The 23,800-nt window shown below is 33.5% G+C and carries 26 protein-coding genes; 9 read left to right on the top strand and 17 right to left on the bottom strand.

Going from position 1 to position 23,800, the window contains the following annotated elements:
- Complete coding sequence (locus CIGN_RS02775) at positions 1 to 1,107, top strand: hypothetical protein (RefSeq protein ID WP_086302154.1); 1,107 nt, start codon at positions 1 to 3, stop codon at positions 1,105 to 1,107.
- Between the two features lie 44 nt (positions 1,108 to 1,151).
- Here the strand turns inward: CIGN_RS02775 and flgG are convergent, their stop codons facing one another.
- From flgG to CIGN_RS02760, 3 genes are all read right to left on the bottom strand, one after another.
- Complete coding sequence (gene flgG / locus CIGN_RS02770; RefSeq protein WP_086224781.1) at positions 1,152 to 1,940, bottom strand: flagellar basal-body rod protein FlgG; 789 nt, start codon at positions 1,938 to 1,940, stop codon at positions 1,152 to 1,154.
- Positions 1,941 to 1,951: 11 nt separating this feature from the next.
- Positions 1,952 to 2,767 (bottom strand): flagellar hook-basal body protein, encoded by an 816-nt coding sequence (locus tag CIGN_RS02765; protein ID WP_086224782.1) that lies wholly within the window; start codon positions 2,765 to 2,767, stop codon positions 1,952 to 1,954.
- A 109-nt stretch (positions 2,768 to 2,876) separates the two neighbouring features.
- Positions 2,877 to 3,137, bottom strand: a complete 261-nt coding sequence (locus tag CIGN_RS02760; protein WP_086302153.1) for a hypothetical protein — start codon at positions 3,135 to 3,137, stop codon at positions 2,877 to 2,879.
- A 99-nt stretch (positions 3,138 to 3,236) separates the two neighbouring features.
- Here CIGN_RS02760 and CIGN_RS02755 point away from each other — a divergent pair, with 99 nt between their 5' ends.
- The 6 genes from CIGN_RS02755 to CIGN_RS02730 are packed head-to-tail and all read left to right on the top strand — an operon-like array spanning position 3,237 to position 7,533.
- The gene (locus CIGN_RS02755; protein ID WP_086224784.1) at positions 3,237 to 3,956 is read left to right on the top strand and encodes an amino acid ABC transporter permease; all 720 of its coding nucleotides are present in this window, start codon (positions 3,237 to 3,239) and stop codon (positions 3,954 to 3,956) included.
- Complete coding sequence (locus tag CIGN_RS02750) at positions 3,949 to 4,677, top strand: amino acid ABC transporter ATP-binding protein (protein ID WP_086228173.1); 729 nt, start codon at positions 3,949 to 3,951, stop codon at positions 4,675 to 4,677. The genes CIGN_RS02755 and CIGN_RS02750 overlap by 8 nt, the downstream gene beginning before the upstream one ends.
- A gap of 12 nt (positions 4,678 to 4,689) precedes the next feature.
- On the top strand, positions 4,690 to 5,415 hold the full coding sequence (locus tag CIGN_RS02745) for a basic amino acid ABC transporter substrate-binding protein (RefSeq protein WP_086224786.1): 726 nt from the start codon (positions 4,690 to 4,692) through the stop codon (positions 5,413 to 5,415).
- A gap of 9 nt (positions 5,416 to 5,424) precedes the next feature.
- A complete protein-coding gene (locus CIGN_RS02740) occupies positions 5,425 to 6,150 on the top strand; it encodes a transporter substrate-binding domain-containing protein (RefSeq protein WP_086302152.1) in 726 nt (241 codons plus the stop codon).
- On the top strand, positions 6,147 to 6,755 hold the full coding sequence (gene thiE / locus CIGN_RS02735; RefSeq protein WP_086234658.1) for a thiamine phosphate synthase: 609 nt from the start codon (positions 6,147 to 6,149) through the stop codon (positions 6,753 to 6,755). Before CIGN_RS02740 ends, thiE begins: the two co-directional genes overlap by 4 nt.
- Position 6,756: 1 nt before the next feature.
- Positions 6,757 to 7,533, top strand: a complete 777-nt coding sequence (locus CIGN_RS02730; RefSeq protein WP_086302151.1) for an undecaprenyl-diphosphate phosphatase — start codon at positions 6,757 to 6,759, stop codon at positions 7,531 to 7,533.
- Here CIGN_RS02730 and CIGN_RS02725 read toward each other — a convergent pair.
- Both CIGN_RS02725 and guaA read right to left on the bottom strand, forming a co-directional pair.
- The gene (locus tag CIGN_RS02725; RefSeq protein ID WP_086302150.1) at positions 7,525 to 8,160 is read right to left on the bottom strand and encodes a uroporphyrinogen-III synthase; all 636 of its coding nucleotides are present in this window, start codon (positions 8,158 to 8,160) and stop codon (positions 7,525 to 7,527) included. The two genes, CIGN_RS02730 and CIGN_RS02725, sit on opposite strands and share 9 nt — an antisense overlap.
- A gap of 20 nt (positions 8,161 to 8,180) precedes the next feature.
- Positions 8,181 to 9,713, bottom strand: coding sequence for a glutamine-hydrolyzing GMP synthase (gene guaA / locus CIGN_RS02720; RefSeq protein ID WP_086302149.1), 1,533 nt, complete (start codon positions 9,711 to 9,713; stop codon positions 8,181 to 8,183).
- A 154-nt stretch (positions 9,714 to 9,867) separates the two neighbouring features.
- Between guaA and CIGN_RS02715 the strand changes: the two genes are divergently transcribed.
- Both CIGN_RS02715 and uvrC read left to right on the top strand, forming a co-directional pair.
- Positions 9,868 to 10,311 carry a hypothetical protein gene (locus CIGN_RS02715; protein ID WP_086302148.1) on the top strand — a complete coding sequence of 148 codons (444 nt, stop codon included), beginning with the start codon at positions 9,868 to 9,870 and terminating at the stop codon, positions 10,309 to 10,311.
- Positions 10,298 to 12,091 (top strand): excinuclease ABC subunit UvrC, encoded by a 1,794-nt coding sequence (uvrC, locus tag CIGN_RS02710; RefSeq protein ID WP_086302147.1) that lies wholly within the window; start codon positions 10,298 to 10,300, stop codon positions 12,089 to 12,091. The genes CIGN_RS02715 and uvrC overlap by 14 nt, the downstream gene beginning before the upstream one ends.
- Before the next feature lie 26 nt (positions 12,092 to 12,117).
- On the opposite strand, the gene ilvA is transcribed toward uvrC, so the two are convergent.
- The 12 genes from ilvA to lptE form a co-directional block, all read right to left on the bottom strand.
- Positions 12,118 to 13,329, bottom strand: a complete 1,212-nt coding sequence (ilvA, locus tag CIGN_RS02705) for a threonine ammonia-lyase (protein ID WP_086302146.1) — start codon at positions 13,327 to 13,329, stop codon at positions 12,118 to 12,120.
- Positions 13,313 to 13,711, bottom strand: a complete 399-nt coding sequence (locus tag CIGN_RS02700; protein ID WP_086224796.1) for a CoA-binding protein — start codon at positions 13,709 to 13,711, stop codon at positions 13,313 to 13,315. Before CIGN_RS02700 ends, ilvA begins: the two co-directional genes overlap by 17 nt.
- Positions 13,712 to 13,856: 145 nt before the next feature.
- On the bottom strand, positions 13,857 to 14,261 hold the full coding sequence (locus CIGN_RS02695; RefSeq protein WP_086242729.1) for a YgiW/YdeI family stress tolerance OB fold protein: 405 nt from the start codon (positions 14,259 to 14,261) through the stop codon (positions 13,857 to 13,859).
- A gap of 100 nt (positions 14,262 to 14,361) precedes the next feature.
- On the bottom strand, positions 14,362 to 15,030 hold the full coding sequence (locus tag CIGN_RS02690; protein ID WP_236844783.1) for a 3-methyladenine DNA glycosylase: 669 nt from the start codon (positions 15,028 to 15,030) through the stop codon (positions 14,362 to 14,364).
- Complete coding sequence (locus CIGN_RS02685) at positions 15,017 to 15,766, bottom strand: DUF815 domain-containing protein (RefSeq protein ID WP_086302144.1); 750 nt, start codon at positions 15,764 to 15,766, stop codon at positions 15,017 to 15,019. Before CIGN_RS02685 ends, CIGN_RS02690 begins: the two co-directional genes overlap by 14 nt.
- A complete protein-coding gene (locus CIGN_RS02680; RefSeq protein ID WP_086229207.1) occupies positions 15,766 to 16,404 on the bottom strand; it encodes a putative metalloprotease CJM1_0395 family protein in 639 nt (212 codons plus the stop codon). Before CIGN_RS02680 ends, CIGN_RS02685 begins: the two co-directional genes overlap by 1 nt.
- Positions 16,401 to 19,349 carry a transcription-repair coupling factor gene (gene mfd / locus CIGN_RS02675; protein WP_086302143.1) on the bottom strand — a complete coding sequence of 983 codons (2,949 nt, stop codon included), beginning with the start codon at positions 19,347 to 19,349 and terminating at the stop codon, positions 16,401 to 16,403. Before mfd ends, CIGN_RS02680 begins: the two co-directional genes overlap by 4 nt.
- The gene (locus CIGN_RS02670; protein WP_086224802.1) at positions 19,330 to 19,749 is read right to left on the bottom strand and encodes a bactofilin family protein; all 420 of its coding nucleotides are present in this window, start codon (positions 19,747 to 19,749) and stop codon (positions 19,330 to 19,332) included. Before CIGN_RS02670 ends, mfd begins: the two co-directional genes overlap by 20 nt.
- Positions 19,698 to 20,591 (bottom strand): M23 family metallopeptidase, encoded by an 894-nt coding sequence (locus tag CIGN_RS02665; RefSeq protein ID WP_086302142.1) that lies wholly within the window; start codon positions 20,589 to 20,591, stop codon positions 19,698 to 19,700. Before CIGN_RS02665 ends, CIGN_RS02670 begins: the two co-directional genes overlap by 52 nt.
- A complete protein-coding gene (locus tag CIGN_RS02660; protein WP_086242724.1) occupies positions 20,581 to 21,750 on the bottom strand; it encodes a Mur ligase family protein in 1,170 nt (389 codons plus the stop codon). Before CIGN_RS02660 ends, CIGN_RS02665 begins: the two co-directional genes overlap by 11 nt.
- Positions 21,750 to 23,279 carry a diguanylate cyclase domain-containing protein gene (locus tag CIGN_RS02655; RefSeq protein WP_086302141.1) on the bottom strand — a complete coding sequence of 510 codons (1,530 nt, stop codon included), beginning with the start codon at positions 23,277 to 23,279 and terminating at the stop codon, positions 21,750 to 21,752. The genes CIGN_RS02660 and CIGN_RS02655 overlap by 1 nt, the downstream gene beginning before the upstream one ends.
- Positions 23,260 to 23,799: an LPS assembly lipoprotein LptE gene (gene lptE, locus CIGN_RS02650; RefSeq protein ID WP_086244194.1), complete on the bottom strand. Its 540-nt coding sequence runs from the start codon at positions 23,797 to 23,799 to the stop codon at positions 23,260 to 23,262. Before lptE ends, CIGN_RS02655 begins: the two co-directional genes overlap by 20 nt.
- Between the last annotated feature and the right edge of the window lies 1 nt (position 23,800).

Below are 23,800 nucleotides of genomic sequence, written 5' to 3'. Positions count from 1 at the left end.
ATGTCAGATAAAAATGCGAAAAAATTTATAATAGCCACCATCATCACCCCTATAGCTCTTGGCGCTATTTTATTAAGCTTGATATATATCTATGATCCACTTCAAATATTTCATAAGAGCTTTTTTGATAAGCCACGATTTTTTGGAGAGATGCGTATCGGAGCTAAGGGGATTATAGAGCATTATGATTATGATTCATATATTCTTGGTACCTCTATGCTACAAAATACCTCCGCAAAAGAAGCAAATCAAAAAATTGGCGGAAATTTTGTCAATATATCTCCAGCAGCAAGCAGCATAGCAGAAAGAGCGATTATATTAAATTTTTTATTTAAGCACAAAAAACCTAAAAATATAATCTACTCTTTAGACGCATTTAGTGATGAGATGCGAGGGAAGATAGATTTCAAACTCCTTTATGATGACTCCAAATTAAATGATTTAGAAGCATACTTAAATGATAGATTTCTAATCTGTATTTTAACACTTAGTAAAAATGAGAAATGCATTGGTAAGCCTGATATTGAAACTCTTTTACAATGGTATAGAGAAGAAAAACAACAACAAAGATTGGGCGGATTTGCTAATTGGATAAAATACAATCCAGATGAGCTAAAAAAATTTGATCTTTTCAATCTTAAACCCGTAATATTTGATGAAAAATTATTTGATACGACAAAGCAAGAGCAGTTTATCGCCAAATACACAATACCTTTTATTAAAGATAATCCGCAAACCAAATTTTACCTAATACTCCCACCATATTCTAGATTTCATTTTAAAGTTTTTCCAGAAGCTTTTATGGAGCGTAAAAAGGTGATATTATATCTACTTGAGCAGATTAAGGATTTAGATAATGCTACAATTTACGCTTTTGATGATTTGGATTATCCTGATGAGATCGCTAATTACGCCGGAGATACGGTTCATTACGCACAAGATATGAACTCTTTAGAGCTTAGCGCTATTAAAGACAAAAAACATATTTTAACCCTTGATAACGCAAAATCATACTTTGATAAAATGGAGCAAAAGATCAAATCCTATGATATAAAGCCATTTATCAAAGCTTTAGAAAATGTAGAGATAGAGCAGATAAAGCAGTAAAATATAGCCCGTAAACAGGGCTATACCAAATTTAATTATTTAAATTATCGTTTTAGCTGATTTACGGTTTGGAGCATTTCATCACTTGTTGTGATAGCTTTTGAGTTGGCTTCATAAGCTCTTTGGCCTGTGATGAGATCAGTCATCTCTTCTACTAATTGGACATTACTCATCTCTACAAAGTGTTGCTTGATCTGACCAAAGCCATCAGTACCGCCATTACCGATATTTGGTGCTCCGCTCGCTGCGGTTTCTAAAAATAGATTATCCCCCATAGCGTGAAGTCCGGCTGGGTTTATAAAGTTAGCTAACTCTATTTGACCGATCTGTGTCATCTCTTCATTGCCTGGTTGAAGTACTGATATAGTTCCATCAGTTCCTATTGAAATTTCAGTAGCGTCAGCTGGGATAGTCATCTCAGGAAGTAGTCTATAACCATCGCTATTTACTATATTTCCATCGCCATCTAGCTTAAATGCCCCATTTCTTGTATATGCTGTAGTACCATCTGGAAGCTGAACTTGGAAAAATCCATTACCGGCAATTGTCATATCAAGCGCATTTCCTGTCTCTTTGAAATATCCTTGCCCAAACATCTTTGTAATAGCAGTTGGACGCACGCCAAGACCTACTTCCATACCTGTTGGGCTCATTGTAGTAGCACTTGTCGGTGTGCCTGCGTATTGCATAGTTTGATACATCAAATCAGCAAATTCGGCTCTATTTTTCTTAAAACCTATAGTATTGACATTTGAGATATTGTGCGATGTTGTATCTATTTGTGTTTGTTGTGCTATCATACCTGTAGCTGCTGTATATAGTGATCTTATCATTATCTTATCCTTTAATTAGCTCTCATAGAAGCTAGTTTATTTATTGCATCTTGGTTAAGGTCGCTCATATGTGTTGTCATAACTTTTTGGTACATATCTACCATTCTTTGTGTTTCAATTAGACTTACCATCTCTTTAACTGGATTTACATTTGAGATTTGTGCATAGCCTTGAGCGATTGATCCACTTTCAATATTATCAGTTAGGCCATCTATATTATCTAGTTTATAGAGATTATCGCCCTCTTTTTGTAAATCTCTAAGCTCTCTAGGCTGAGCGATATAAAATCTCCCCACAGGCTCATCTCCTGCGTAAATATTACCATCTTTGTCAACTGTCATTTGAGTATCTTGCGGAATTTGAATACCTCTATTTGGTCCTTGTTGAGCAGCATAGTTGCTAGGCAGTACTCTATAACCCTCTTTTGTAACTAAATACCCTTCGCTATCTAAATTTAGTGAGCCATTTTTAGTCAGCCTTATACCTGATGGACTATCTACTAGTAAAAATAGATCATTTTTGCCAAGTGATATATCTAGCGGATTATTAGTATGCTTTAGCCCACCAGTGCCAAAATCAGTATAAACCTCATTGATATGTGGCACTCTATTTAATGTGCGGTTTAGAAATTTAGCTGAATCTTTAGTGTGATTTTCTAGCGGCAAAGCATCCTTTGTCTCTTTAAATATTCTTTCAAAATCAGCTATCACCACATCATCTTTTTTATATCCGCTAGTATTTACATTAGCTAAGTTATTAGTAATGATATCTAAGCGGTTAAACTGAGTCACCATTGCGCCAGTTGCTTGATAATATCCATTTTGCATAATCGCTCCTGCGTTAATTTGCTAGTCCTTAAGCAAGTTGTGTTCCAATTTTGAATTTAAATTATAAGAACCCCCTTAGTTTCTATATGTTATAATTACAAATTGCTACTCACCCACGCACATATCGCATTCTATTATCATATTTACTTAGAATACTTATTTTAGCCTTAGGCATACTGCTATGCAATGCTCTATTTATTCTATCATTTGTATCTTTGCTAAGCTGAGCTAACTCTATTATAGATGAGTTTTTGCTCTGCTTTATTACTTCGCCACTATTTGGCAATACTCTATAGCTCTTATTGATAATATCTATTAAATTATATCTTAATGTTTTATAATATTTAATATTAAAAATATCATAAATCAACAATAAAAAAGATAATCATATAAAAATCTTAAGCTATAAAAAATTAATTTTAATGTATAATTGCAAGTTACTTTGAAAATCAAAATAAGGTTTATAAATTTGACTAAATTACTCAATGAAAAATTTTTTAAATTCATCTTTTCTGTTAGTATAATTGTTATTGGCGTGTGGCTTACATTTCCTAGTGAGCTTACATCAGCACAAAAATCAGCCTACACAAATGCATATTTTACTACTATTATGCTTACTTTTGGTGGGATTAGCATCGGTATTGTTTTGGGCTTTATATTAGCTTTTTTAAAATTCTTAAATATTAAAATTTTATCATTTTTTATAGATGAATATATAGATATTATTCGTGGTACGCCTGTACTTTTACAATTAATGATATTTGCTTTTGTTATTCTTGCTACACTTAGCGATAACTTCTATGCAGCTGTGATTGCCCTAGGACTTAATAGTTCTGCGTATGTCGCTGAGATAGTTCGCAGTGGTATCAATAGTGTCGATCGTGGTCAGATGGAAGCAGCTCGTGCTATGGGATTAAGCTACAGTGTATCAATGCGCTTAATAATATTCCCACAAGCAATTAAAAATATTCTACCAGCTCTTGCTAATGAATTTATAAGCTTATTTAAAGAGACATCTGTAGTAGGATTAATAGGGATATTTGATTTAACAATGCAGAGCAAAAGCTTGCAATCTACACTATTTACTCCTGAGCCAATTTTATTTGCTGGTGTGGTATATTATGCTAATGTTAAACTATTCTCCGTTATAGCAAAATTATTAGAAAATAGGCTAAATAGACATGATTAAGACAATAAATTTAACAAAAAACTATGGTGATTTATGCGTTTTAAATGGTATAAATACGCAGATAAATAGAGGCGAGGTAGTAGCTGTAATTGGCCCAAGTGGTGGCGGTAAAAGTACATTTTTACGCTGTTTAAATAGATTAGAAGAGCCTACAGATGGAGAGATAATAATAGATGGCCAAAATATCTTAGATAAAAAAGTTAATATTAATAAAATTAGACAAAAAGTAAGTATGGTATTTCAGCATTTTAATCTATTTGCCAATAAAACTGTAATGCAAAATTTAACATTAGCTCCAATTCAAGCCAAATTATGTAGTGAATCTGAAGCAAAAGATAGAGCTATTGAACTTTTAAAAAAAGTTGGCTTAGAATCCAAAGCCGATGTATATCCGCACAAACTAAGTGGTGGCCAAAAACAAAGAATTGCAATCGCTAGAAGTTTAGCTTTAAAACCTGAAGTTATACTATTTGATGAGCCTACAAGCGCCTTAGACCCTGAGATGATTGGCGAGGTTTTATCTATTATGAAAGAGGTTGCAAATGAAGGGCTAACTATGGTTGTAGTAACTCATGAGATGGGATTTGCTAGAAATGTAGCTAGTAGAATATTTTTTATGGATAAAGGTATAATTGCAGTAGATGGCTGCCCTAAAGCAATATTTGAAGATACTACCCACCCAAGATTAAATGAATTTTTAAACAAAGTACTAAATCACTAATAAAGGAACAAAATGAAGCTACTATTTAAACTTTTAATTAGCATCGCTATGCTAATAGTCGCAGCAAATGCTCAAACAATCAAAGTAGGCACAAATGCCGCTTATCCACCATTTGAATTTGTCAATGAACAAAATCAAATTACTGGATTTGATATGGATTTAATGGCTGAAATTGCAAAAAAAGTTGGCTTTAAAATTGAGATTGTAAATATCTCATTTGACTCTTTAATCCCTGCACTAAAAGCTGGTAAAATAGACATAATCGCAGCTGCTATGAGTGCTACGCCTGAGAGATTAAAAGCCGTTGATTTTAGCAAACCATATTATCATACTATGAATTTATTTATCAAAAGAGCTGATAATAAAGAGCTAACTAAATTTGAGCAACTTGAAGGCAAAAAGATATCCGTCCAATTAGGCACAGTCCAAGAGCTAGCCGCTAAAGATATTAAATCAGCTAAGGTTATGGCTATTGATGAGATATTTGGTGCGGTTATGGCAGTCAAAAACGCAAAAGCCGATGCTCTTATCGTAGATAGCTCAATAGGCTATGGATATTTAAAACAAAATCCAGATTTAGTTGAATTTTTACATCTTCCAGATGGTAGCGAAGGCTTTAGCTTTGCATTTGATAAAGGCAAACACAAAGAACTTCAAGCAAAAATCAACTCAGCTATTGATGAATTAAAAAACGATGGCACATATGATAAGCTTTTAGTTAAATATAATCTAAAATAAGGTTAAATAATGAAAAATATATTCAAATTTCTTCTTGTAATTGCACTGACTGCAGTTAGCTTAAATGCTAAAACAATTATAGTAGGCTCTGATGCTGAATATCCTCCGTTTGATTATATAGACGAAAATGGTAAAATTGCTGGATTTGATATCGATTTAATAGATGAAATTTCAAAAATTGCTGGATTTGAGTATAAATTTACAAAGATTGGCTTTGATGCTCTAATCCCTGCTTTAAAAGCTGGTAAAATAGACGCTATCGCAGCTAGTATGAGCGCTACACCAGAACGAAAAAAATCAGTAGATTTTAGCGATCCATACTTTTTTACTAAAAATTTATATCTTAAATTAGCCACAAATAATAGCATAACTAATAAAGAACAACTTAGTAAATTAAAAATTGGTGTAATGCTAGGTACGGTTCAAGAAGGTGTAGCTCACGCTATAAAAGGAGCTAAAGTTATACCAACTGAAGGTATTGCTGGTTCAATTATGAATTTAAAAGCTGGCAAGGTAGATGTAGTTATCGTTGATAGTTCAGTAGGATTTGGATATCTTAAGAAAAATAGCGATATCATAAGCTTTTTAGAAGAATCAGATGGTAGTGATGGGTTTGCATTTGCATTTGATAAAGGTAAAGATAGCGAATTCTTGGCTAAATTTAATGTAGGATTAAAAGAGGTTAAAGAAAACGGTACTTATGATAAACTCTTAATCAAATATGACCTTAAATGAATCAAATTTACGCATTAACCGATCAACACTTCACCCCACTAAACACTCTAAAAGCCCAAATAAATGAGCTTTTAGCCGGTGGGGTCAAAATAATCCAATATAGAAACAAAAGTCAAAATCACGATATCGCTTTACTAAAAGATATAAGCCAAATTTGTAAAAATAGTGGTGCTAAATTTATAATTAACGATGATGTACGACTAGCTAAAATGGTAGATGCTAGTGGAGTACATATAGGCAAAGATGATGATAGCCTACAAAAAGCTAGAGATATTTTAGGCTATAATGCATATATAGGAGTGAGTTGCTATAATGACTTAGAGCGTGCTAAAGATGCAGTAAAAAATGGGGCTGATTATGTAGCTTTTGGAGCTTTGTTTGCTAGTCCTACTAAGCCAAATGCGTCTATTTGCTCACTTGATATAATAAAAGAAGCAAAAAATAACCTAACTAGTAAAATCGCAGTAATAGGCGGGATAAATAGCTCAAATTTAAATATCGTTAAAGATCTTGAAATTGATTATATAGCCATTGTTTCAGCACTATATACATCTGGGTCAATCACGCAAAATCTAGCCAAATTAAACACGATATTAAAGGGATAAAATGGATATAATCTCAGCTATAATCTTAGGTATTGTAGAGGGGCTTACTGAGTTTTTACCAGTTAGCTCAACTGGCCATATGATACTTACTTCGCACTTTTTGGGTCTTGAGCAGACTCAAATTTTAAAATGTTTTGAAGTAGTTATTCAATTAGGTAGTATTTTGGCTGTTGTGTGGGCCTTTAAAGAGCGTTTGACAAGTGATATTTCACTATGGATTAAGCTAATTATCGGATTTATACCGACTGCGATTATTGGATTTTTGGCTTACAAATATATTAAAGAGCTATTTAATCCAAATATAGTAGCCTATATGCTGATAATCGGCGGTATTATTTTCATCATTGTTGAGCTATTTCATAAACGCCCTAGCTACACTCCTAGCACAATTCACCTACACAATGTCAGCTATAATCAAGCCCTTATAATTGGTCTTAGCCAATGCCTAGCTATGATACCAGGGACCTCTAGAAGTGGCTCTACTATTATCACAGGTTTGCTTTGTGGGCTTAGTCGTGAAGTGGCTGCTAGATTTAGCTTTTTGCTCGCTATCCCTACTATGTTAGCAGCTACAATATATGATAGCTATAAAAATAGAGAGATTTTCGCTACAAATTTAGACCAAATTTGGATATTTTTAACCGGCGCTGCTGTGGCGTTTATCGTAGCTTTAATAGTGATTAAGCTATTTTTGCGTTTTGTGGCGCATTTTAGTTATATTAGTTTTGGGGTTTATCGTATAGTTTTAGGATTAGCCTTTTTGTCGCTATCACTTTAAAGATTTGGCTAACTCTACGCAATCTTTAATAGTTTGAGATTTAGAGATTATGGGATCTGTATATGGCTTTAATGCTTGGGCTGTGGCTTTGCCGATAGCAACTGCTTTGTAGCTATCATCCCAACCCAAATTTTGGATAAAAGCCCTCACATTAATCGGGCTTGTGAATAGCAAAATTGAGTTAGATTTTGGCTTGCTAGATATATCTTTTTTTAAGATTAAATTCTCATAACCATCAATCACGCTTATATCAATGCCATTTTGATTAAAATATATATCTAAATTTGAAATTGTCTCTTTGGCCTTAATAAACAAAACCTTTTTACCATATAATTTCTCTAAAATTTCAGCCCCAAACTCACTTCCATGCGAATTTTGCGCTTCGTAAATTTGAGTAAAGCCAAATTCCTTGCAAGATAGTGCCGTAGCCTTGCCAATAGCAAAAACCAAAATATCAGCTAAGGTTATAGAGTTAAATTTAAGCGAATTAATACCATTTTTACTAGTAACTATAAGAGCGTCAAATTCACTCAAATCGATATTAAATTTATTAAATTTAATATCGCAAAGCGAAATTTGCTCCACACTCTCATCATCAAAAGGTGTATTTGAGATTAAATATATCATATCAATCTAGCAAATCCGCTCTACTCCCACTCGATTGTCGCTGGTGGCTTAGAGCTGATATCATAAACTACACGATTGATCCCGCTAACTTCGTTTATGATTCTACGACTACAATTTTCTAATAGATCATAAGGCAATCTAGAAAAACTCGCCGTCATACCATCGCTAGCATCCACTACTCTGATACAAACAGCATTTTCATAAGTTCTATTATCACCCATTACACCAACTGAGCTTACATTTAAAAGCACACAAAATGCTTGCCAAGTCTTATCATACCAACCACTACTTTTAAGCTCTTGCTGAAGTATCACATCAGCTTTTCTAAGTAGCTCAAGACTAAGCTCATCTACCTCACCCATTATGCGTATCGCTAGACCAGGTCCTGGAAATGGATGGCGGAAAACCACATCACGACTAAGCCCAAGCTCCAAGCCAAGCGCCCTAACCTCATCTTTGAAAATCTCTCTTAAAGGCTCAATAAGCTCAAATTTCATCCACTCAGGAAGCCCCCCTACATTGTGATGACTTTTGATAGTTTTAGAAGCCCCTACAACGCTACTTTCTATAATATCAGTGTATAGCGTCCCTTGTGCTAGATACTTCACATTGGTGTGCTTTTTGGCCTCGTTATCAAAAACTTCTATAAATGTCTCTCCGATGATTTTGCGCTTTTTCTCTGGGTCTCTTACACCTTTTAAACGACTTAAAAATAACTCACTCGCATCAATGCTAATCAAATTCACTCCAAGTTTTAGCTTAAACATCTCCTCAACTTGCTTAGCTTCATTAGTGCGAAGAAGTCCATTATCTACAAATACAACTATCAAATTTTCTGGCACCGCAGTAGCCAAAAGCGCTGCTACAACAGAGCTATCCACACCACCACTTACAGCACAAAGCACCTTATCATTGCCTACTTTTTCTCTAATAGCTTGAATTTGAGTCTTAGCAAAACTTCCCATATTCCAAGTGCTATCGCACCCGCAAATCTTGGCAAAATTCTTAAGCATCACACTCCCAAACTCGCTATGAGCGACCTCTGGATGAAACTGCATAGCATAAATTTTACGCTCAAAATCTCCAAAAACACAAAATTCGCTATTTTGGCTCTTAGCTATCACTTCAAAGCCTTTTGGTAGCTCATTTACCTTATCAGAGTGGCTCATCCAAACAATGCTATTATCTACCACGCCACTCATAAATTCACACTCTTTTATAATCTCGATATTAGCCTTGCCATACTCTTTGTGACTAGCTGGTGCGACATTTGCGCCATTTTTGTAAGCGATTAATTGCATACCATAGCATATCCCAAGAATAGGAAGTCCAAGAGCAAAAATCCCATCATCACAAAAATAGGCATTTTCATCATAAACACTAGCTGGGCCCCCACTTAGAATTATACCTTTTGGATTTTTTGCTTTTATAGTATCTATGCTAGCATTAAAAGGTACAAGCTCAGTATAAACTCCTTGTTCTCTAAGTCTTCTAGCAATTAGCTGAGTATATTGCGAGCCAAAATCTAGTACCAAAATATCTGCATTTTTCATAACTCATCCTAAAATTAAATTTGTGCAAGTCTATCTAAATTTGGCTGATAAATCAATTAGCCACATTTACTTGCTGCGAATCTGTATAAAATGGATCAGACTTATATCCACACCCTACTAAAAAAATTAAGCAAAAAGCAGCTATAATAGCCAAATGCGAAGTTTTGAGATTATTAATCATATTATCAACGATCCTAAATATAAAAATTTAAAAGCTGCTAAAGAGGCAAGAAATTTACTAAATTTATTAGGTGTAGCTAAGAGTAAGCTTATTAAATTTAGCTATCAAAAAGATGGAATTTTATTCATAGCCGTTACACATCCACTCGCCAAATTTGAGCTAAATCATGATAGTATCAAATTTCAAATAAAAAACCTATTAAACACCTATATTAGCAACAATCCAAATAGTGCATTACAACCAATAAATAGTGTAGTAATCTTTATTACAAAACTAAAAAATTTTCAAGAAGTATCACCGCAACAAAAGCCTATATTTATAGAAAGAAGTGATGGATTATTTAAAAACAGTGCAAAAGATGAGCAAATTCATGCACTTTTTGAAAAGCTTAGAGAGTCTGTAAATGCTAATCGATGAACTAAAATCCCTACCCAATTCCCCTGGAGTTTATCAATATTTTGATAAAAACTCAAAACTTTTATATGTTGGCAAAGCTAAAAATTTAAAAAATCGAGTAAAGAGTTATTTCAACGCTGATGCCTCACCTAGCCCAAGACTAAGCCCTAGAATAGCCAAAATGATAAGTGAAGCTATACATATAGAGTGGATTACAACTTCAAGCGAACAAGACGCATTGATATTAGAAAATTCATTTATCAAGCAACTTCATCCAAAATATAATATTTTACTTAGAGATGATAAAACATATCCATATATTTGTGTAGATTTAAGTGTAGATTTTCCTAGATTTGAAATCACTAGAAAGGTTTTAAAAGGCTCTAATATCAAATATTTTGGCCCATTTTTTAGGGGTGCTAATGAAATTTTAGAAGCTTTGTATTTGGAGTTTAAACTAGTACAAAAAAGATCTTGTTTAAGAGAAAAAAAGGGCTGTTTATTTTATCAAATTGGACGCTGTCACGCACCTTGCCTTGGATTAATAAATAAAGAAGAGTATGCTAAAATCGTAGATGAAGCTATAAAAAAGATTAAAAATCCAGAGCTTTTAATACCAAATTTAGAAAAAACAATGCTAAACTTAGCTCAAAATGAAAATTTTGAAGAGGCTGCTAAGATTAGAGATCAGATAAAAGCAATCAACGATACAACTATTAAAATTCAAATCGATTTAGCTAAATTAGAAGATTTTGAAGTAATTAGTGTAAATATTAGTAGTAGCTTTGTTTGCGGGGTCAGGTTTAGCGTGCGCGATGGTAGAGTGTGCGCATCTACTCATACTATAAAACCGGCTAAAGATATGGTAGAATCAGATCTAGAGGCTCTATATTCTACAATGATTTTAGATACTTTTAACATAGACCAACCAGTTGGTGCAACTAAAATTTATACATATATAAAGCTTAAGGATGCTAAGATTTTAGAAAATATCTTAAACTCTCGCCACAATAAGAAATTTCAAATCATCCAGCCAAAAATAGGTGAAAAAAAAGAGCTAGTAAATATAGCTTATCAAAATGCTATTGAATTAATCAAAAAACATATAAAAACAAATGACTACACCCTAGCAAGGGATATTCAAGAGGCATTTGAGCTAAATAATCTACCATTAAAAATTGAGATTTTTGATAACTCTCATCTATTTGGCGCAGCCCCTGTGGGTGCGATGGTTGTATGGGAAAATGGAGAGTTTAATAAGGCAAAATACCGCCATATGCATCTACAAAATATAAATGATTATGACCAGATGCAACAGATGCTAACTCATAGAGCCAAAAGCTTTGATAAATCATCAGCTCCAGATTTATGGGTAATAGATGGAGGCGATGCGCTACTAAATTTAGCTAATGATATTATTAAAAGTAGCGGTGCAAATGTAGATATAATCGCAATTTCTAAAGAAAAAATTGATACTAAAGCCCATCGTGCTAAAGGCAAGGCAAATGATAAAATTTGCACAAATATAGGCAAATTTAGTCTAAACTCAAGCGATATTAAACTTCAATTTATTCAGCGTTTGCGTGATGAGGCACATAGATTTGCCATTAGCTTTCATCAAAAAATTAGGCAAAAAAACGATATACAAAGTAGTCAATTAGCCAATTTAGGTATTTCAAAAGGTTCTATAATTAAATTAATTAACTATTTTGGAAACTTTGAAAATATTAAAAATGCAAGTTTTGATGAGATTAAAAAAGTAACCAATAAAATCGTAGCTACAAAGATTATTAAAGGCTAAATTCTCTCAAATTTAGCCCAAATATATCAAAACTCTTGAGTATATTCGTATCCAGCATCTTTTAATGCTTTTTCTATAGTATCTTGATGCTCTTTGCCTTTAGTCTCTAAAGTTATTGTAATCTTAGCATCGCCATAACTTAGCTTGGTTGAAAATCTATCATAATCAATCTTAACAATATTTGCCCCAGCGATTCTTAAAACATCTCCAAGCGCCATCAGGGCACCTGGTTTATCTATCAATGTGACATTAATTATCATCTTTCTATAGCTTTTTAAAAGCCCTTTTTCGATAATTACACTTAGAGTTTGGACATCTATATTGCCACCACTTAATATAGCGCCGATTTTAGAGCCCTTTTTAAACTCAAATTTACTCTCCAAAATCGCCGCTACCGATACAGCCCCAGCACCTTCGACCATAATCTTTTGCTGCTCTAAAAGATACAAAATCGCATTTGCTATCTCTTCATCATCTACTTGTACCATATCATCAACGCACTCTAAAATATGAGATAGAGTAATCTGGCTTGCATCCCTTACAGCAATTCCATCAGCTATAGTTCGAACGCTTTTTGAGTTATGCTGGCACTTATCTTTAAAACTCTCAAACATAGCCGGCGCACCTTTTGCACTAACACCAATAATCTTAATATCAGGATTAATCTGCTTAGCACAACTTGCCACACCACTAATCAAACCGCCACCACCTACAGGCACGACAATATAATCTAAATTACTAACCTCATCAAGCATCTCAAGCGCTATTGTCCCTTGACCTGCTTGGACTAACTCATCATCAAAAGGGTGGATAAAACTCATATTATTCTCTTTAGCATATTCTAAGGCATATGCATAAGCCTCATCAAAATTATCCCCTTTTAATATCACCTCAGCCCCAAGAGCCTTAGTCCCAGCAACTTTAGATAGTGGTGCGGCTTCTGGCATAATAATTATAGCTTTTACTCCAAAATGCTTAGCGCTAATTGCTACGCCTTGAGCGTGATTACCAGCACTTGCAGCAACTACACCACACTTTTTGGCATTTTCATCTAAATTTGCAATCTTGTTAAAAGCACCCCTTACTTTATATGCTCCTGTGATTTGAAGATTCTCTTTTTTTAGGTATATATCAGCACCAGCTATCTTGCTTAGTTTTGGAGCAAAGCCAAATGGAGTTTTAGCCACAAATCCATCAATATTTCGTTTAGCTTGAATAATTTTATTTAGACTTATCATTTTTAAACCTTTTATGCTCTATCATTATACAGGCATCTTGTATGAAATTTAATCCTGCATCTTGTGCTATTTGCTTAGCCTCATCATTTACAATTCCTAGCTGAAGCCATAGATTTTTTACACCTAAATTTATAGCTTTTTTAGCCAATTCAGTGGCAAATTCGGCCTTTCTAAACATCACAATAGTATCTATTTTTTCTGAAATTTCATCTATACTTTGATATATTTTTCGACCTTTTATCTCACCACTTTTTGGATAAATAGGAAAAACATTAAAACCCATATCTATAAGATAGCAACCTACTTGATTACTAGCTTTAGTATCATTAGGGCTAAAGCCTACAACCGCTATATTTTTCATAGATTTTAAGATATCTTGCATTATTTTTTCTTTTTTAATAATTTAGGAGTGAATTTTAACTAAATTTTACTAAGTTTAAATTTAAACCGCCCAAAAGTGAGTGATTTATACTCAAACTTTGGCGGTTTTTGAAGTTTTTTTATTAAATTTAGACTAACTTAAAGTCTTATTTAGTAATTCTTTTTACATCAATCTCATTTGCTTTAAGAGCGTTGCCATCAACTTCGCCATATATCGTGATAAGCTCATCAGGCCCAACACTAACTCCACCCCAATCATCATCATCAATCTCTATGATAATAGTATCTTTACCATCGCTAAATTTATATTTTTCGTGGCCTACTTGAGAGATGATTTTGCCTTTTATCTCAACCCAGGTATCATCCCACGCACTAAGGGCCGCTTTGACGCTATTTACCCCATATCTAGGACCTAAGAATCCACCTTGATACATCGGTGCTTGACCACCTGTAAAGCCTGAAGTATTTGATTGACTAGCACCGCCTGTAAAACCTGCTGCGTTTGCGCTAATTGCTAAAGCTAAAATAGCTATTAAACTGAGTTTTTTCATCTTAATTCCTTTTAATAATTAATACAGCGTAATTATATATGATATTTGTTAAGCTATTGTGAATTTTAATTATAAAGATAGAAATTGATTTAAACGCTATTTAGATAGAAATCTCACTAAATAAACTCAAAGCAAAATCATCAAATTTAGCCCCTTTTAAATGGCTTTTACAAAATTCCACAATAACCCCATGATAACGACAAAAAAGCTCATTATCACTTATATCACCAATTGCTTTATAAACCTCATCTCTATCGATACCCTCTAGCCACTCCCTAGCCTCTTCATAGCTCTCAAATTCATACCCTAAAGCACTTAAAATCCTATTAGTATAGCTATCTACGACCATCACATCACGCCCACAACCAAAGCACAAAATAGAATAAACACTCTCAAGCCCTAAGCCATTTTGTGCTATAAGCCACTCAAAGCTAACGCTACTAGCAAACTCATCAAAATTACCAAATTTATCTATAATTTTATTACAAAGCATACTAAGCCTTTTGGCTTTGGTATTATAAAATCCGCTTGGCTTAATAAGTTCGCTTAAAACTTCGATATCCAAATTTGCGATATCTGATAGCTCTTTAACCCCATAATCTCTTAAATTCGCTAAAGATTTTTCCACGCTTGACCACTTAGCATTTTGCGTTAAAATAGCACCAACTATAACCCAAAAGCTCCCATAATCTGGCCACCAATGTCTATTTAACTCAAAGTCAAACTCACAAACCCCATCAAGTGCCAAAAATAGCTCAACACTTCTCAATATCATCCTTTATACTTTGCCAAAATTGCTTAGCATTTCTTGCGCTTCTTACACCCTTACTAGCTGCAAAAGCAAGCGCTTGAGTTTTTAGGCGATTTTTATCTATATCACACCCTTTAAAAAGATTATAAACAATATCCATATACTCATCTACGCTAAGCTCATAAAAGCTAATGTGCAATCCAAATCTATCAGCTAGGCTTAAATTTTCTCTACTATTTTCTTTTTCGACGATATAATTGTCGCTATTTGGACGGCTTCTTACTAAGTGCTTTAAATTGCTTGTAGCATAAAATATTGCATTACTTGGCGGAGATTCAATCGAGCCTTCTAAGAGGCTTTTAAGCTCAATTAGAGCTTTATCCCCATTTTCAAATCCAAAATCATCACAAAAAATTATAAATTTATACTTTTTCTTATCTCTTATTTTATCAAGAATTTTATGCAAACTTTTTAACTCTCTAGCACTTATCTCGATTAAACGCAGGTTTTTATCCATAAATTTACAAAATATTCCACGCACTAAACTAGACTTTCCACAGCCTCTCTCGCCCCACAAAAGCGCATGATTTATCACTCCGTGCTCAATAAATTTAATTGTATTAAGCTCAAGCTGTTCTATTTGACTTTGCAAATTTACAAAACTATCAAGTTCAATTTTAGCAACATCTCTAACCGGTCTTAATTTGCCATCTCGCACGAGTGCTGCATAGGTATTTCTCCATTTTATTTTCATTAAAATAATCCTATTACTCTAGAGCTATAATCATATTGCGCATATGGATTATTTTTATTTTGATAAATATGTTGAATTAAATTTGACTCGTTTTGCTCAGATTGATTCTTATTACTTTGAGTTTTATCATCATTTTGCTTATCTTGCTTTTGCTCTTTTAGTAATTCATTTTGAATTTCAATCTTAGCATCAATCTCCATATTTGTAGCTGTTGCTGCTACTTGAAGATCAGCTGAGCTTGGCTGGGCTGGTGCTAGGGCTGCTCTTTTGATTTGGGCGGCCTTTTTTAATGTCTCTTCTGGAGTTTTGCCTGGTGATGTATCTATGCCAACCTCGCCACCTATAGCATACATCTTATTATCTGGGCCTCTTTGGTAGCTATAACTAGCCCCAGTAGTTAGTCCAGCTCCTGCTGACATGTGAGCAGCTTCATGATTGCGAACCTCTATATCTCGCTTTTGAAGTTCTATTACTTGAAGTTTTTGCTCTTGACTTAGCTCATGTTTATATCTTTTTTTTAACTCTGCTTGAGTTTGATTGTTGTGCTTATGGCTCTCTTGATCACCTGTTTTTGCATCAGCTTGTTGATTATCTACCATATAATTTGGCTGGTAGTATGAAACACTTGAAACCATCATCTATTTTTCCTTAAATAGCTCAAAATTTCAGCCAAGACATCGTCATCATCTTTGCTTGGCGATTTCAAAGCAACTTTTGTTCCAGCAATTTTGGTTAATGTTATATTTTGTTCATAGTTACTAATATGTTTAAATTCTTGTTTAGCGGCCATAATTTTAATAGCAATAATATCTAAAAATTGCTTAGTATAAACATCAAGCTTACCAAATCTATCCTCAATCTCACCACCAATCTCATAAACTTCGCTTACCTCAGTACATTTACTAAGCCGTCTATAAAGTTCAAGTCGTAGCCTATCTTCAGCAATTAATTCACTATTTAAAAATGCATTTACGCTTAGTTTTATATCGACTTGAGTATCGTTTTTATTATCTTTATTTAAAAGTATATTTATCTCATCTTCAAGCATTTTAAGATATAAAGAGTAACCAATAGCTTCTATATGGCCACTTTGCGCCTCACCAATTAGATTTCCTCCGCCTCTAATTTCTAAATCATGATAAGCTAATAAGGCGCCACTACCTAAGAATGAATTTGATTCTAGTGCTACAAGTCGTTTAATCGCTTCATCGCTTAAACTCTGCCTATCTTCAACCAAAAAGTAACAAAATCCCTGCTTAGCACCCCTACCAACTCTACCACGTAGCTGATGCAAATCCGCAATACCAAATTTATTAGCTTCATCTATTATTATAGTATTTGCATTTGGCAAGTGAATTCCGCTCTCTACGATGCTAGTACAAAGAAGCAAGTCATACTCACCATTAGCAAATTTAATCATCTCATCTTCGCTAGTTTTAGCATCAATTTTACTATGAAGAGTTAAAATTTTTAAAGTCGGCACAATCTGCTTTAGCTCACGTTCAATACTAGGCATATCAGCAATTTTATTATGAAGATAAAAAATTTGCCCAGCACGGCGAATTTCACGCATTATAGCCTCTTTAATTAATCCTCTATCCCACTCTTTAACAAAGGTTCTAACATCTAGCCTATCAAGTGGTGGCGTGGTAAGAGTAGCATAGCTTTTAATAGAGCTAAGTGCCATATTTAAGCTTCTTGGAATTGGGGTTGCTGACATAGATAATATGTGAGAATGCTCACTAAATTCCTTTAGTTTCTCTTTTTGCTTTACGCCAAATTTATGCTCTTCATCGATTATTATCAGTCCTAAATTTGCACTTTGTACACTAAGCAAAGCATGTGTTCCAATTGCTACAAGTGGTTTGCCATCTTGCAAATCAGCTTGCAAGCGTGATTTATCTTTTGTGCTACTAAATCTATCTAGTCGTCTTACATCAATATCAAATTTACTTAGTCTCTCTTGTAAACTTTTGTAGTGCTGAGCACAAAGTAAGGTAGTAGGCACAAAAAATAGCGCTTGAAATCCACTCTTAACACAGGCAAATATCGCATTCATCGCTACTTCAGTTTTACCAAAACCAACATCGCCGCTTAAGAGCATATCCATAACCTTACCGCTTTTTAAATGGCTTAAAATGCTATTTATAGCTCTATCTTGGTCACTAGTGTAGCAAAAGCCTGCTTCCATTTGAAATTTAGCAAATTCAGCTGTATTGGCTTCTATTTTAACACCTTCAATTAACTCACGCTTTGCTGCTAAAGCAATAATTTTGTTAGCAATGATAAAGAGTTTTTCTTTGACTTTTTGCTTAAGCTTTGCAAAACTAGCCTTGCCAAGCTTATCTAGGTTAACTACTGCTCCACTTCCAGCGATGTATCTATCTATCATATCAAGATGTTCTGTTGGTAAAAGCAATCTATCATCATTTTGATAAGTTAAAACAACAAATTCTTTGCTACTACCAAGCACTCTTATTAACTCCAGACCAGCAAATTTACCAATTCCATACTCGCTATGAACGACAAAATCTCCAATCTTTAACTCATCTAAAACAATACTAGCCTTACGTCTTTTTTGACGTGAAATAGGCTGATTTAGGCTAATTATAAGCTCATCTTTGCTTATTAGATTTAGTATTAAGTCACTTTGAATAAAATTTAAATTTAAATTAATATCAAGCCCCAATGCTCTAAAAGCACTCTCATTAGAGCTTAAAATATCTATTTTTTTATCTTTGTGAAAATTAATTAGTTCATTATTTATCTTGCCTTCAAATGGCCTATATGATTTTGCTAAAGGCAAGATTGTTACCGCCTCAAGAGCACTTATATCCATCTCGCACTCATCAAAATCTATATCTCCATCACGTACAGCCTCAAACTGTTCTAAATAATTTATAAATCCATCAATTACCCAAAATCCAAACGAATTTAGATCATGCGTAAGAGAATTTGACTCTATATGCTCAGCACTATTTAATGCATTCTTAAATTCAGTCTGATCAAGCGCAGCCACATATGGAGTAATAGTTATGCTTTGTTCATCTTTTATACTTTTTTGCGTAGCTGGGTCAAACCTACGAATACTCTCAACTAGATTAATATCAAGCAAAATTCTACACGGCCACTCATCAGCTACGCTATAAATATCAATAATATCTCCGCTAATCCTAATCTCTCCCCTACTTTCGACAATATCAACAAAAGTATATCCATAAGCTAGCATTTCGTTTTTAAAACTATTTAAATCAATTGTATCGGCAAAATTTATATTTTTTACTCTTAATTGATTAGCACTTGGTAATTTATGTAGGATTGTTCGAAATGGAGTTATTAAAAGTTTATTTGAATTAGAACTTTGCCAAAAGCTGCTTAAAGCTTTACTAATATCTAAAAGCTCACTATTAAACGCCCGTAAATCATCGCCTCTTTTAGCTCTAAAATCAGGCAAAACAAAACACTCACGCCCAGCATAAGTCGCTGCTGCGTAAGCCTTAGAAGCGCTCTTATCGTCGCTTACTATTAATATTTTAAATTTATCCCTATGAGCTTTAAAAAACTCATATATCTTTGCTTGCACCACTTTCCTCTGTGTCAATTATCTCAAAATTCTCTAGCGATTGCATTGAATTTGACTTTTTAAGAGAGCTTTTACCATCAAATTTACCACCATTTTCTATGCTAAAGCTACCTGAACAAATATCACCTAACACAAATCCACCACTTAAAATCTCCACTGAATCCGCATCTACATTGCCTTCAAAAATACCATTTACTACAATTTTATTAGCTGATATTATTCCTGTAACCTTACCATTTTTACCAATTACTACTGTGTTATTTGATTTTATCATACCATCTACATGACCTTCAATATATAAAACTGAACCGCAGGCTAACTCGCCTTTTATATATGCGCCTTCTGATATTATGGTTGTTTCAGAGTTAAATTTGCTACTGCCTTTACCAAAGACTGCCATGTTACTCGCTTCTCCTTTTCAAATATTTCTTCATAGTTTTTTCGACTCCAATTGATAAAATTTATCGGGTCAAGTGGCCGCTGTACAAATCTTATCTCATAGTGCAGATGCGGACCTGTACTTATACCAGTATTTCCACTATAGCCTATTAGCTCGCCCTTTTTAACAAACTGTCCCTCTTTTACCACATCTTTTCTAGATAGATGGGCAAATCTAGTCTTAAAGCCAAAATTATGCTCTAAAACTACTAAATATCCATATCCGCCAACTACATTAAATCCCGCCACTTGTACCACTCCATCTGCTGGAGCATACACTGGAGTTCCAATTGGTGCTCTAAGGTCAATTCCTTGGTGAAGATGCTTATGCCCTAACACTGGATGAGTTCGCCAACCAAATGCTGCTGTAATACCGCCATCTTCTATTACCTTGCCATTTGGAATCATTGAAAATATTATATTTTGTTGCTCAACAGTAAGCTTAATCTGCTCTAATCTATCATCAATTGTAGTAATATTTGAGTCATCATTTAGCCCAATTTGCTCTTCTAAAAATGAAATTTTATCTTCTATAGCCATCAACTCCTCTTCTTTGGTTGAAAGCTTTTGTTTTATATTTTCATACTCTATATTTAAATTTTTACTACTACTTATTAGCTCCTCTTTAGTCTCTCTTAGAACATTTGTCTCATCTTGCAAATATCCCATATATAGCCCACCAAGAACAAAAATAAGCAATAAAACCGCAACAACATATATAAAAATTCTCTTTAAAACCTGGCTTAATAAATAATTTCTAGAGCCATTGACATCAGTTATAGTAACAACAATCTTATCTTTCAATCTCTTCCTTAATGAAGTTTTCTACTAACATAAATGAACCAAAGACTAAATATTTCTCATTTTCATCTAAATTTGTAAACTCGCAACATGTAATACCAAGATCTTTGGCAATTTGAGTTATCTTATGTGTAGCTAATTTTCTACTATAGCTTTTATAATTATAGATATGGATTTTACCAATAAAAGGCTTTAAGCTTAATAAAACACCAAAGATATCCTTATCATCAAAGGCATTATATATTAAATTTACCTCTCTCCAACCTATATTTTGCAAATTTTGGGCTATAGCCTTAGCAGCGTGAGCGTTATGTCCAACATCAATTATAAGATTTGGCTTTATTTTTTCACATCTGCCACGCAAAGTTAAGGCGCCTAAATTGGATATGATTTGGGCTAAATTCTCTATATTTAAAATATTGGCTGCATTTACTGCTAAACTTAAATTTGCTCTTAAAAATTCTGGTAAATTAAATTTAATAGCATAATTTTGAATCTCTTTAGCATAAATTTCACTTTGCTTTATTAATCTTACACTTTTTTGCTTAGCGATTTGATTTGCTAACTCCATACAGGCAAACTCGCTACTAATTAATGCTTGATTTTGCATTGAATTAAGTTTAGTTTTAGCAATTTCTTCTATCGTACTACCAAGCATATCAATGTGATCTAGACCAATAGGGGTAAATATACTAAGAGACTTATCAAAGGCATTTGTCGCATCATATTCTCCGCCCATTCCAGCCTCTAAAATTAAAAAATCATACCCCTCAAAAATTACCCCAGCCATCAATGTTGCCCACTCAAAGTAGCTTAAACTCTCTACTATTTCACTAGTATTATTGAGTAAACTAAAAATCTCTAAAAGTCTATTATGAGCTAAATTTAATCTAAATTTATCAATTTCTTCAAAACTACTATAAAATCTTTCACTAAAATCAAAAATATGCGGACTAGTATAATGTCCAACTTTTTTACCAGCTCCAGCTAAAATTTGAGCTAAAAATCTACCTGTACTTCCCTTGCCATTTGTGCCTACTATATGGATTATAGGTGGTAAATTTAAGTGTAATTTAACTAAATTAAATATCCTAGGAAATCTAGTATAATCAATCTCATCATAATATAATGGCTTTTTATTTAAAAATACCTCATAATCCATCAAAGTGCTCGTATACAATTTATCCCCTCATTTTTAGCTGTTTGCAACCCTAAATTTACCCTTTGTAGCATCTCATTTTGACTATTGCACTCTGAGCGTGTAGCAATTCCACAACTTGCACTTACTATTATGTGCTCATCTTTATATCTAAATTTACACCCACTAATATCATTTATCATAATTTCAGCTAAGCTATTAGTAGCATTTTTATCTAAATTACCTACCAAAATCACAAACTCATCCATATTTGTTCTAGCTATAAACTCTCCATTTACACAACGATTTTGTACGATTTTAGCCATTGTAGATAAAATTGCATCTTTGGCATTTGCTCCATATTTTGCCTTGATTTCATCTAGTAAATTTATCCCAATAGCTACAATGCTATAATCAACACCATACTTTACTCTAGCCTCTTCGATATTAGCAAGTTCTATCTCAAAGCTATTTTTATTATTAACTCCTGTTAGCTCATCGGTCTTACTTTGTTCCATCATCTCTTCAAGCTCTTTTATACGCTCTTTTAATCCATTAATTATCTTGCTATCATCGCTAAGCTTTAACCCCATAGCCGAAATTTCACTACGAAGTGAATTTGATGTATTTTGTAGTTTTTGTCTAATAGCATTATATTCATCATAGCTAGTTATGCTATTTATCTCAAAAATCGCACCATCAAGACTGCTGCCATTATCTAAAAGAGTATTAGCAAAATCTTGAATTTGTTTATTTAAATTGTTTAAAATCTCATCTAAGGCGCTAATTTTTTGTTTTATCTCATTTTGGTCTAATCTTACACGCTTTAAAATACATTTTTTAATATCTTCTTCCATAGCTTGACTAGTTAATAAAGCAGGATTAGATCTTAAATGCTCACTTACTCTAGCTATATCATCATCTGCACCAGGCGCAATAGATGGTACAAGAGCAGCAATTAATAACTCGCAGTAAGATAGATATTCTAAATTTTTCTCTTTAGTTTTATATTTAAATTTCTCAATTTTAGAAATTATGGTTTCTATATCATCACTTTGTTTGATTCCATATTTTTCAAGTCGCTTGATGTAATTAGTATCAAAATGGCTAACAAACTCAAACCATCGGTCTCTGATTAAATTTAAATTCTCAACATTAATTGTTCCATTTAGCATAGAATAGCTTGAATTAGCTAGTTCTTTAGCCTTATTATTGTGCATTAAATTTATAGCATGCAACACTCGTTTTAAAAGCATTGTCTGGGCTTGACTGATTTTAGCTATATCATTTAGATTAGCACGATTTAATCTAAAACAGATAAAAGCAAAAAGCTCATCAATGCTTTTTACATTTATCTTTTTTATCTCATCTTGATAACTCTTATCTAAGCGAGCAATATAGCCTTCAAGTCTCTTGCACTCATTTGCACTCAGCCCTCGCCTAGCTGCAGCCGCACAAAATAACTCATGATAGTTATCTGGAGTTAGAATAATATTCTTATCACTCGCCTCCTTAAATACATCTTTGATAACCTCAGAGATTAGGCTTGCCATTTAAAAGACCTTGCATAGCTAGCTTACTTACAAACTCGTCAAAACACTGCAAAGATGCATTTGTAATAGCATCAAATCTCTCATTATCGCTAATAACACTATCGGTAAATCTTCTATCATTTAGTCGCTTTGTAACTCTAAAATCATAATCTCCGCTAGTTAAAATACTCTTTATTGAGCCATCTTTTTGCTTTAATCTATATTCCATTACTAAATTTGCTTTATATGCTGTAGCATATCCAAATTGATCATATGATATAGCTGAAAATGTAAGCGATTTAATAGAAGCTATTATTATGCTATCAGCCTCATTTTTATCTACTAAATTTACACCTAAGCGTCTAAGCATTGCTGATTTTATACCATCTTTGATAACCACAGTACTCTCAGGATCAGTTTTACTAATTATCACATCAACCCAAACGCTGCTGCCTATAGCATCTCTAGCTGCCACGCTAGATGGTTTGTAGCCACAACCTGCGATAAAAAACGCTAGCAATAAAATGGCAATTAATCTCACT

Source organism: Campylobacter devanensis, assembly GCF_002139915.1.
Taxonomy (GTDB): Bacteria; Campylobacterota; Campylobacteria; order Campylobacterales; family Campylobacteraceae; genus Campylobacter; species Campylobacter devanensis.
The sequence above is the reverse complement of the archived record's forward strand: the minus strand, read 5'-3'. Positions and strand labels throughout refer to the sequence as shown.

Bases quoted from the DNA above. Each gene is read 5' to 3' on its own strand.
- CIGN_RS02775 (WP_086302154.1), top strand. From the start codon at position 1: ATGTCAGATAAAAATGCGAAAAAATTTATAATAGCCACCATCATCACC.
- flgG (WP_086224781.1), bottom strand. From the start codon at position 1,940: ATGATAAGATCACTATATACAGCAGCTACAGGTATGATAGCACAACAA.
- CIGN_RS02765 (WP_086224782.1), bottom strand. From the start codon at position 2,767: ATGCAAAATGGATATTATCAAGCAACTGGCGCAATGGTGACTCAGTTT.
- CIGN_RS02750 (WP_086228173.1), top strand. From the start codon at position 3,949: ATGATTAAGACAATAAATTTAACAAAAAACTATGGTGATTTATGCGTT.
- CIGN_RS02745 (WP_086224786.1), top strand. From the start codon at position 4,690: ATGAAGCTACTATTTAAACTTTTAATTAGCATCGCTATGCTAATAGTC.
- CIGN_RS02740 (WP_086302152.1), top strand. From the start codon at position 5,425: ATGAAAAATATATTCAAATTTCTTCTTGTAATTGCACTGACTGCAGTT.
- thiE (WP_086234658.1), top strand. From the start codon at position 6,147: ATGAATCAAATTTACGCATTAACCGATCAACACTTCACCCCACTAAAC.
- CIGN_RS02730 (WP_086302151.1), top strand. From the start codon at position 6,757: ATGGATATAATCTCAGCTATAATCTTAGGTATTGTAGAGGGGCTTACT.
- CIGN_RS02725 (WP_086302150.1), bottom strand. From the start codon at position 8,160: ATGATATATTTAATCTCAAATACACCTTTTGATGATGAGAGTGTGGAG.
- guaA (WP_086302149.1), bottom strand. From the start codon at position 9,713: ATGAAAAATGCAGATATTTTGGTACTAGATTTTGGCTCGCAATATACT.
- CIGN_RS02715 (WP_086302148.1), top strand. From the start codon at position 9,868: ATGCGAAGTTTTGAGATTATTAATCATATTATCAACGATCCTAAATAT.
- uvrC (WP_086302147.1), top strand. From the start codon at position 10,298: ATGCTAATCGATGAACTAAAATCCCTACCCAATTCCCCTGGAGTTTAT.
- ilvA (WP_086302146.1), bottom strand. From the start codon at position 13,329: ATGATAAGTCTAAATAAAATTATTCAAGCTAAACGAAATATTGATGGA.
- CIGN_RS02700 (WP_086224796.1), bottom strand. From the start codon at position 13,711: ATGCAAGATATCTTAAAATCTATGAAAAATATAGCGGTTGTAGGCTTT.
- CIGN_RS02695 (WP_086242729.1), bottom strand. From the start codon at position 14,261: ATGAAAAAACTCAGTTTAATAGCTATTTTAGCTTTAGCAATTAGCGCA.
- CIGN_RS02685 (WP_086302144.1), bottom strand. From the start codon at position 15,766: ATGAAAATAAAATGGAGAAATACCTATGCAGCACTCGTGCGAGATGGC.
- CIGN_RS02680 (WP_086229207.1), bottom strand. From the start codon at position 16,404: ATGATGGTTTCAAGTGTTTCATACTACCAGCCAAATTATATGGTAGAT.
- CIGN_RS02670 (WP_086224802.1), bottom strand. From the start codon at position 19,749: ATGGCAGTCTTTGGTAAAGGCAGTAGCAAATTTAACTCTGAAACAACC.
- CIGN_RS02660 (WP_086242724.1), bottom strand. From the start codon at position 21,750: ATGGATTATGAGGTATTTTTAAATAAAAAGCCATTATATTATGATGAG.
- CIGN_RS02655 (WP_086302141.1), bottom strand. From the start codon at position 23,279: ATGGCAAGCCTAATCTCTGAGGTTATCAAAGATGTATTTAAGGAGGCG.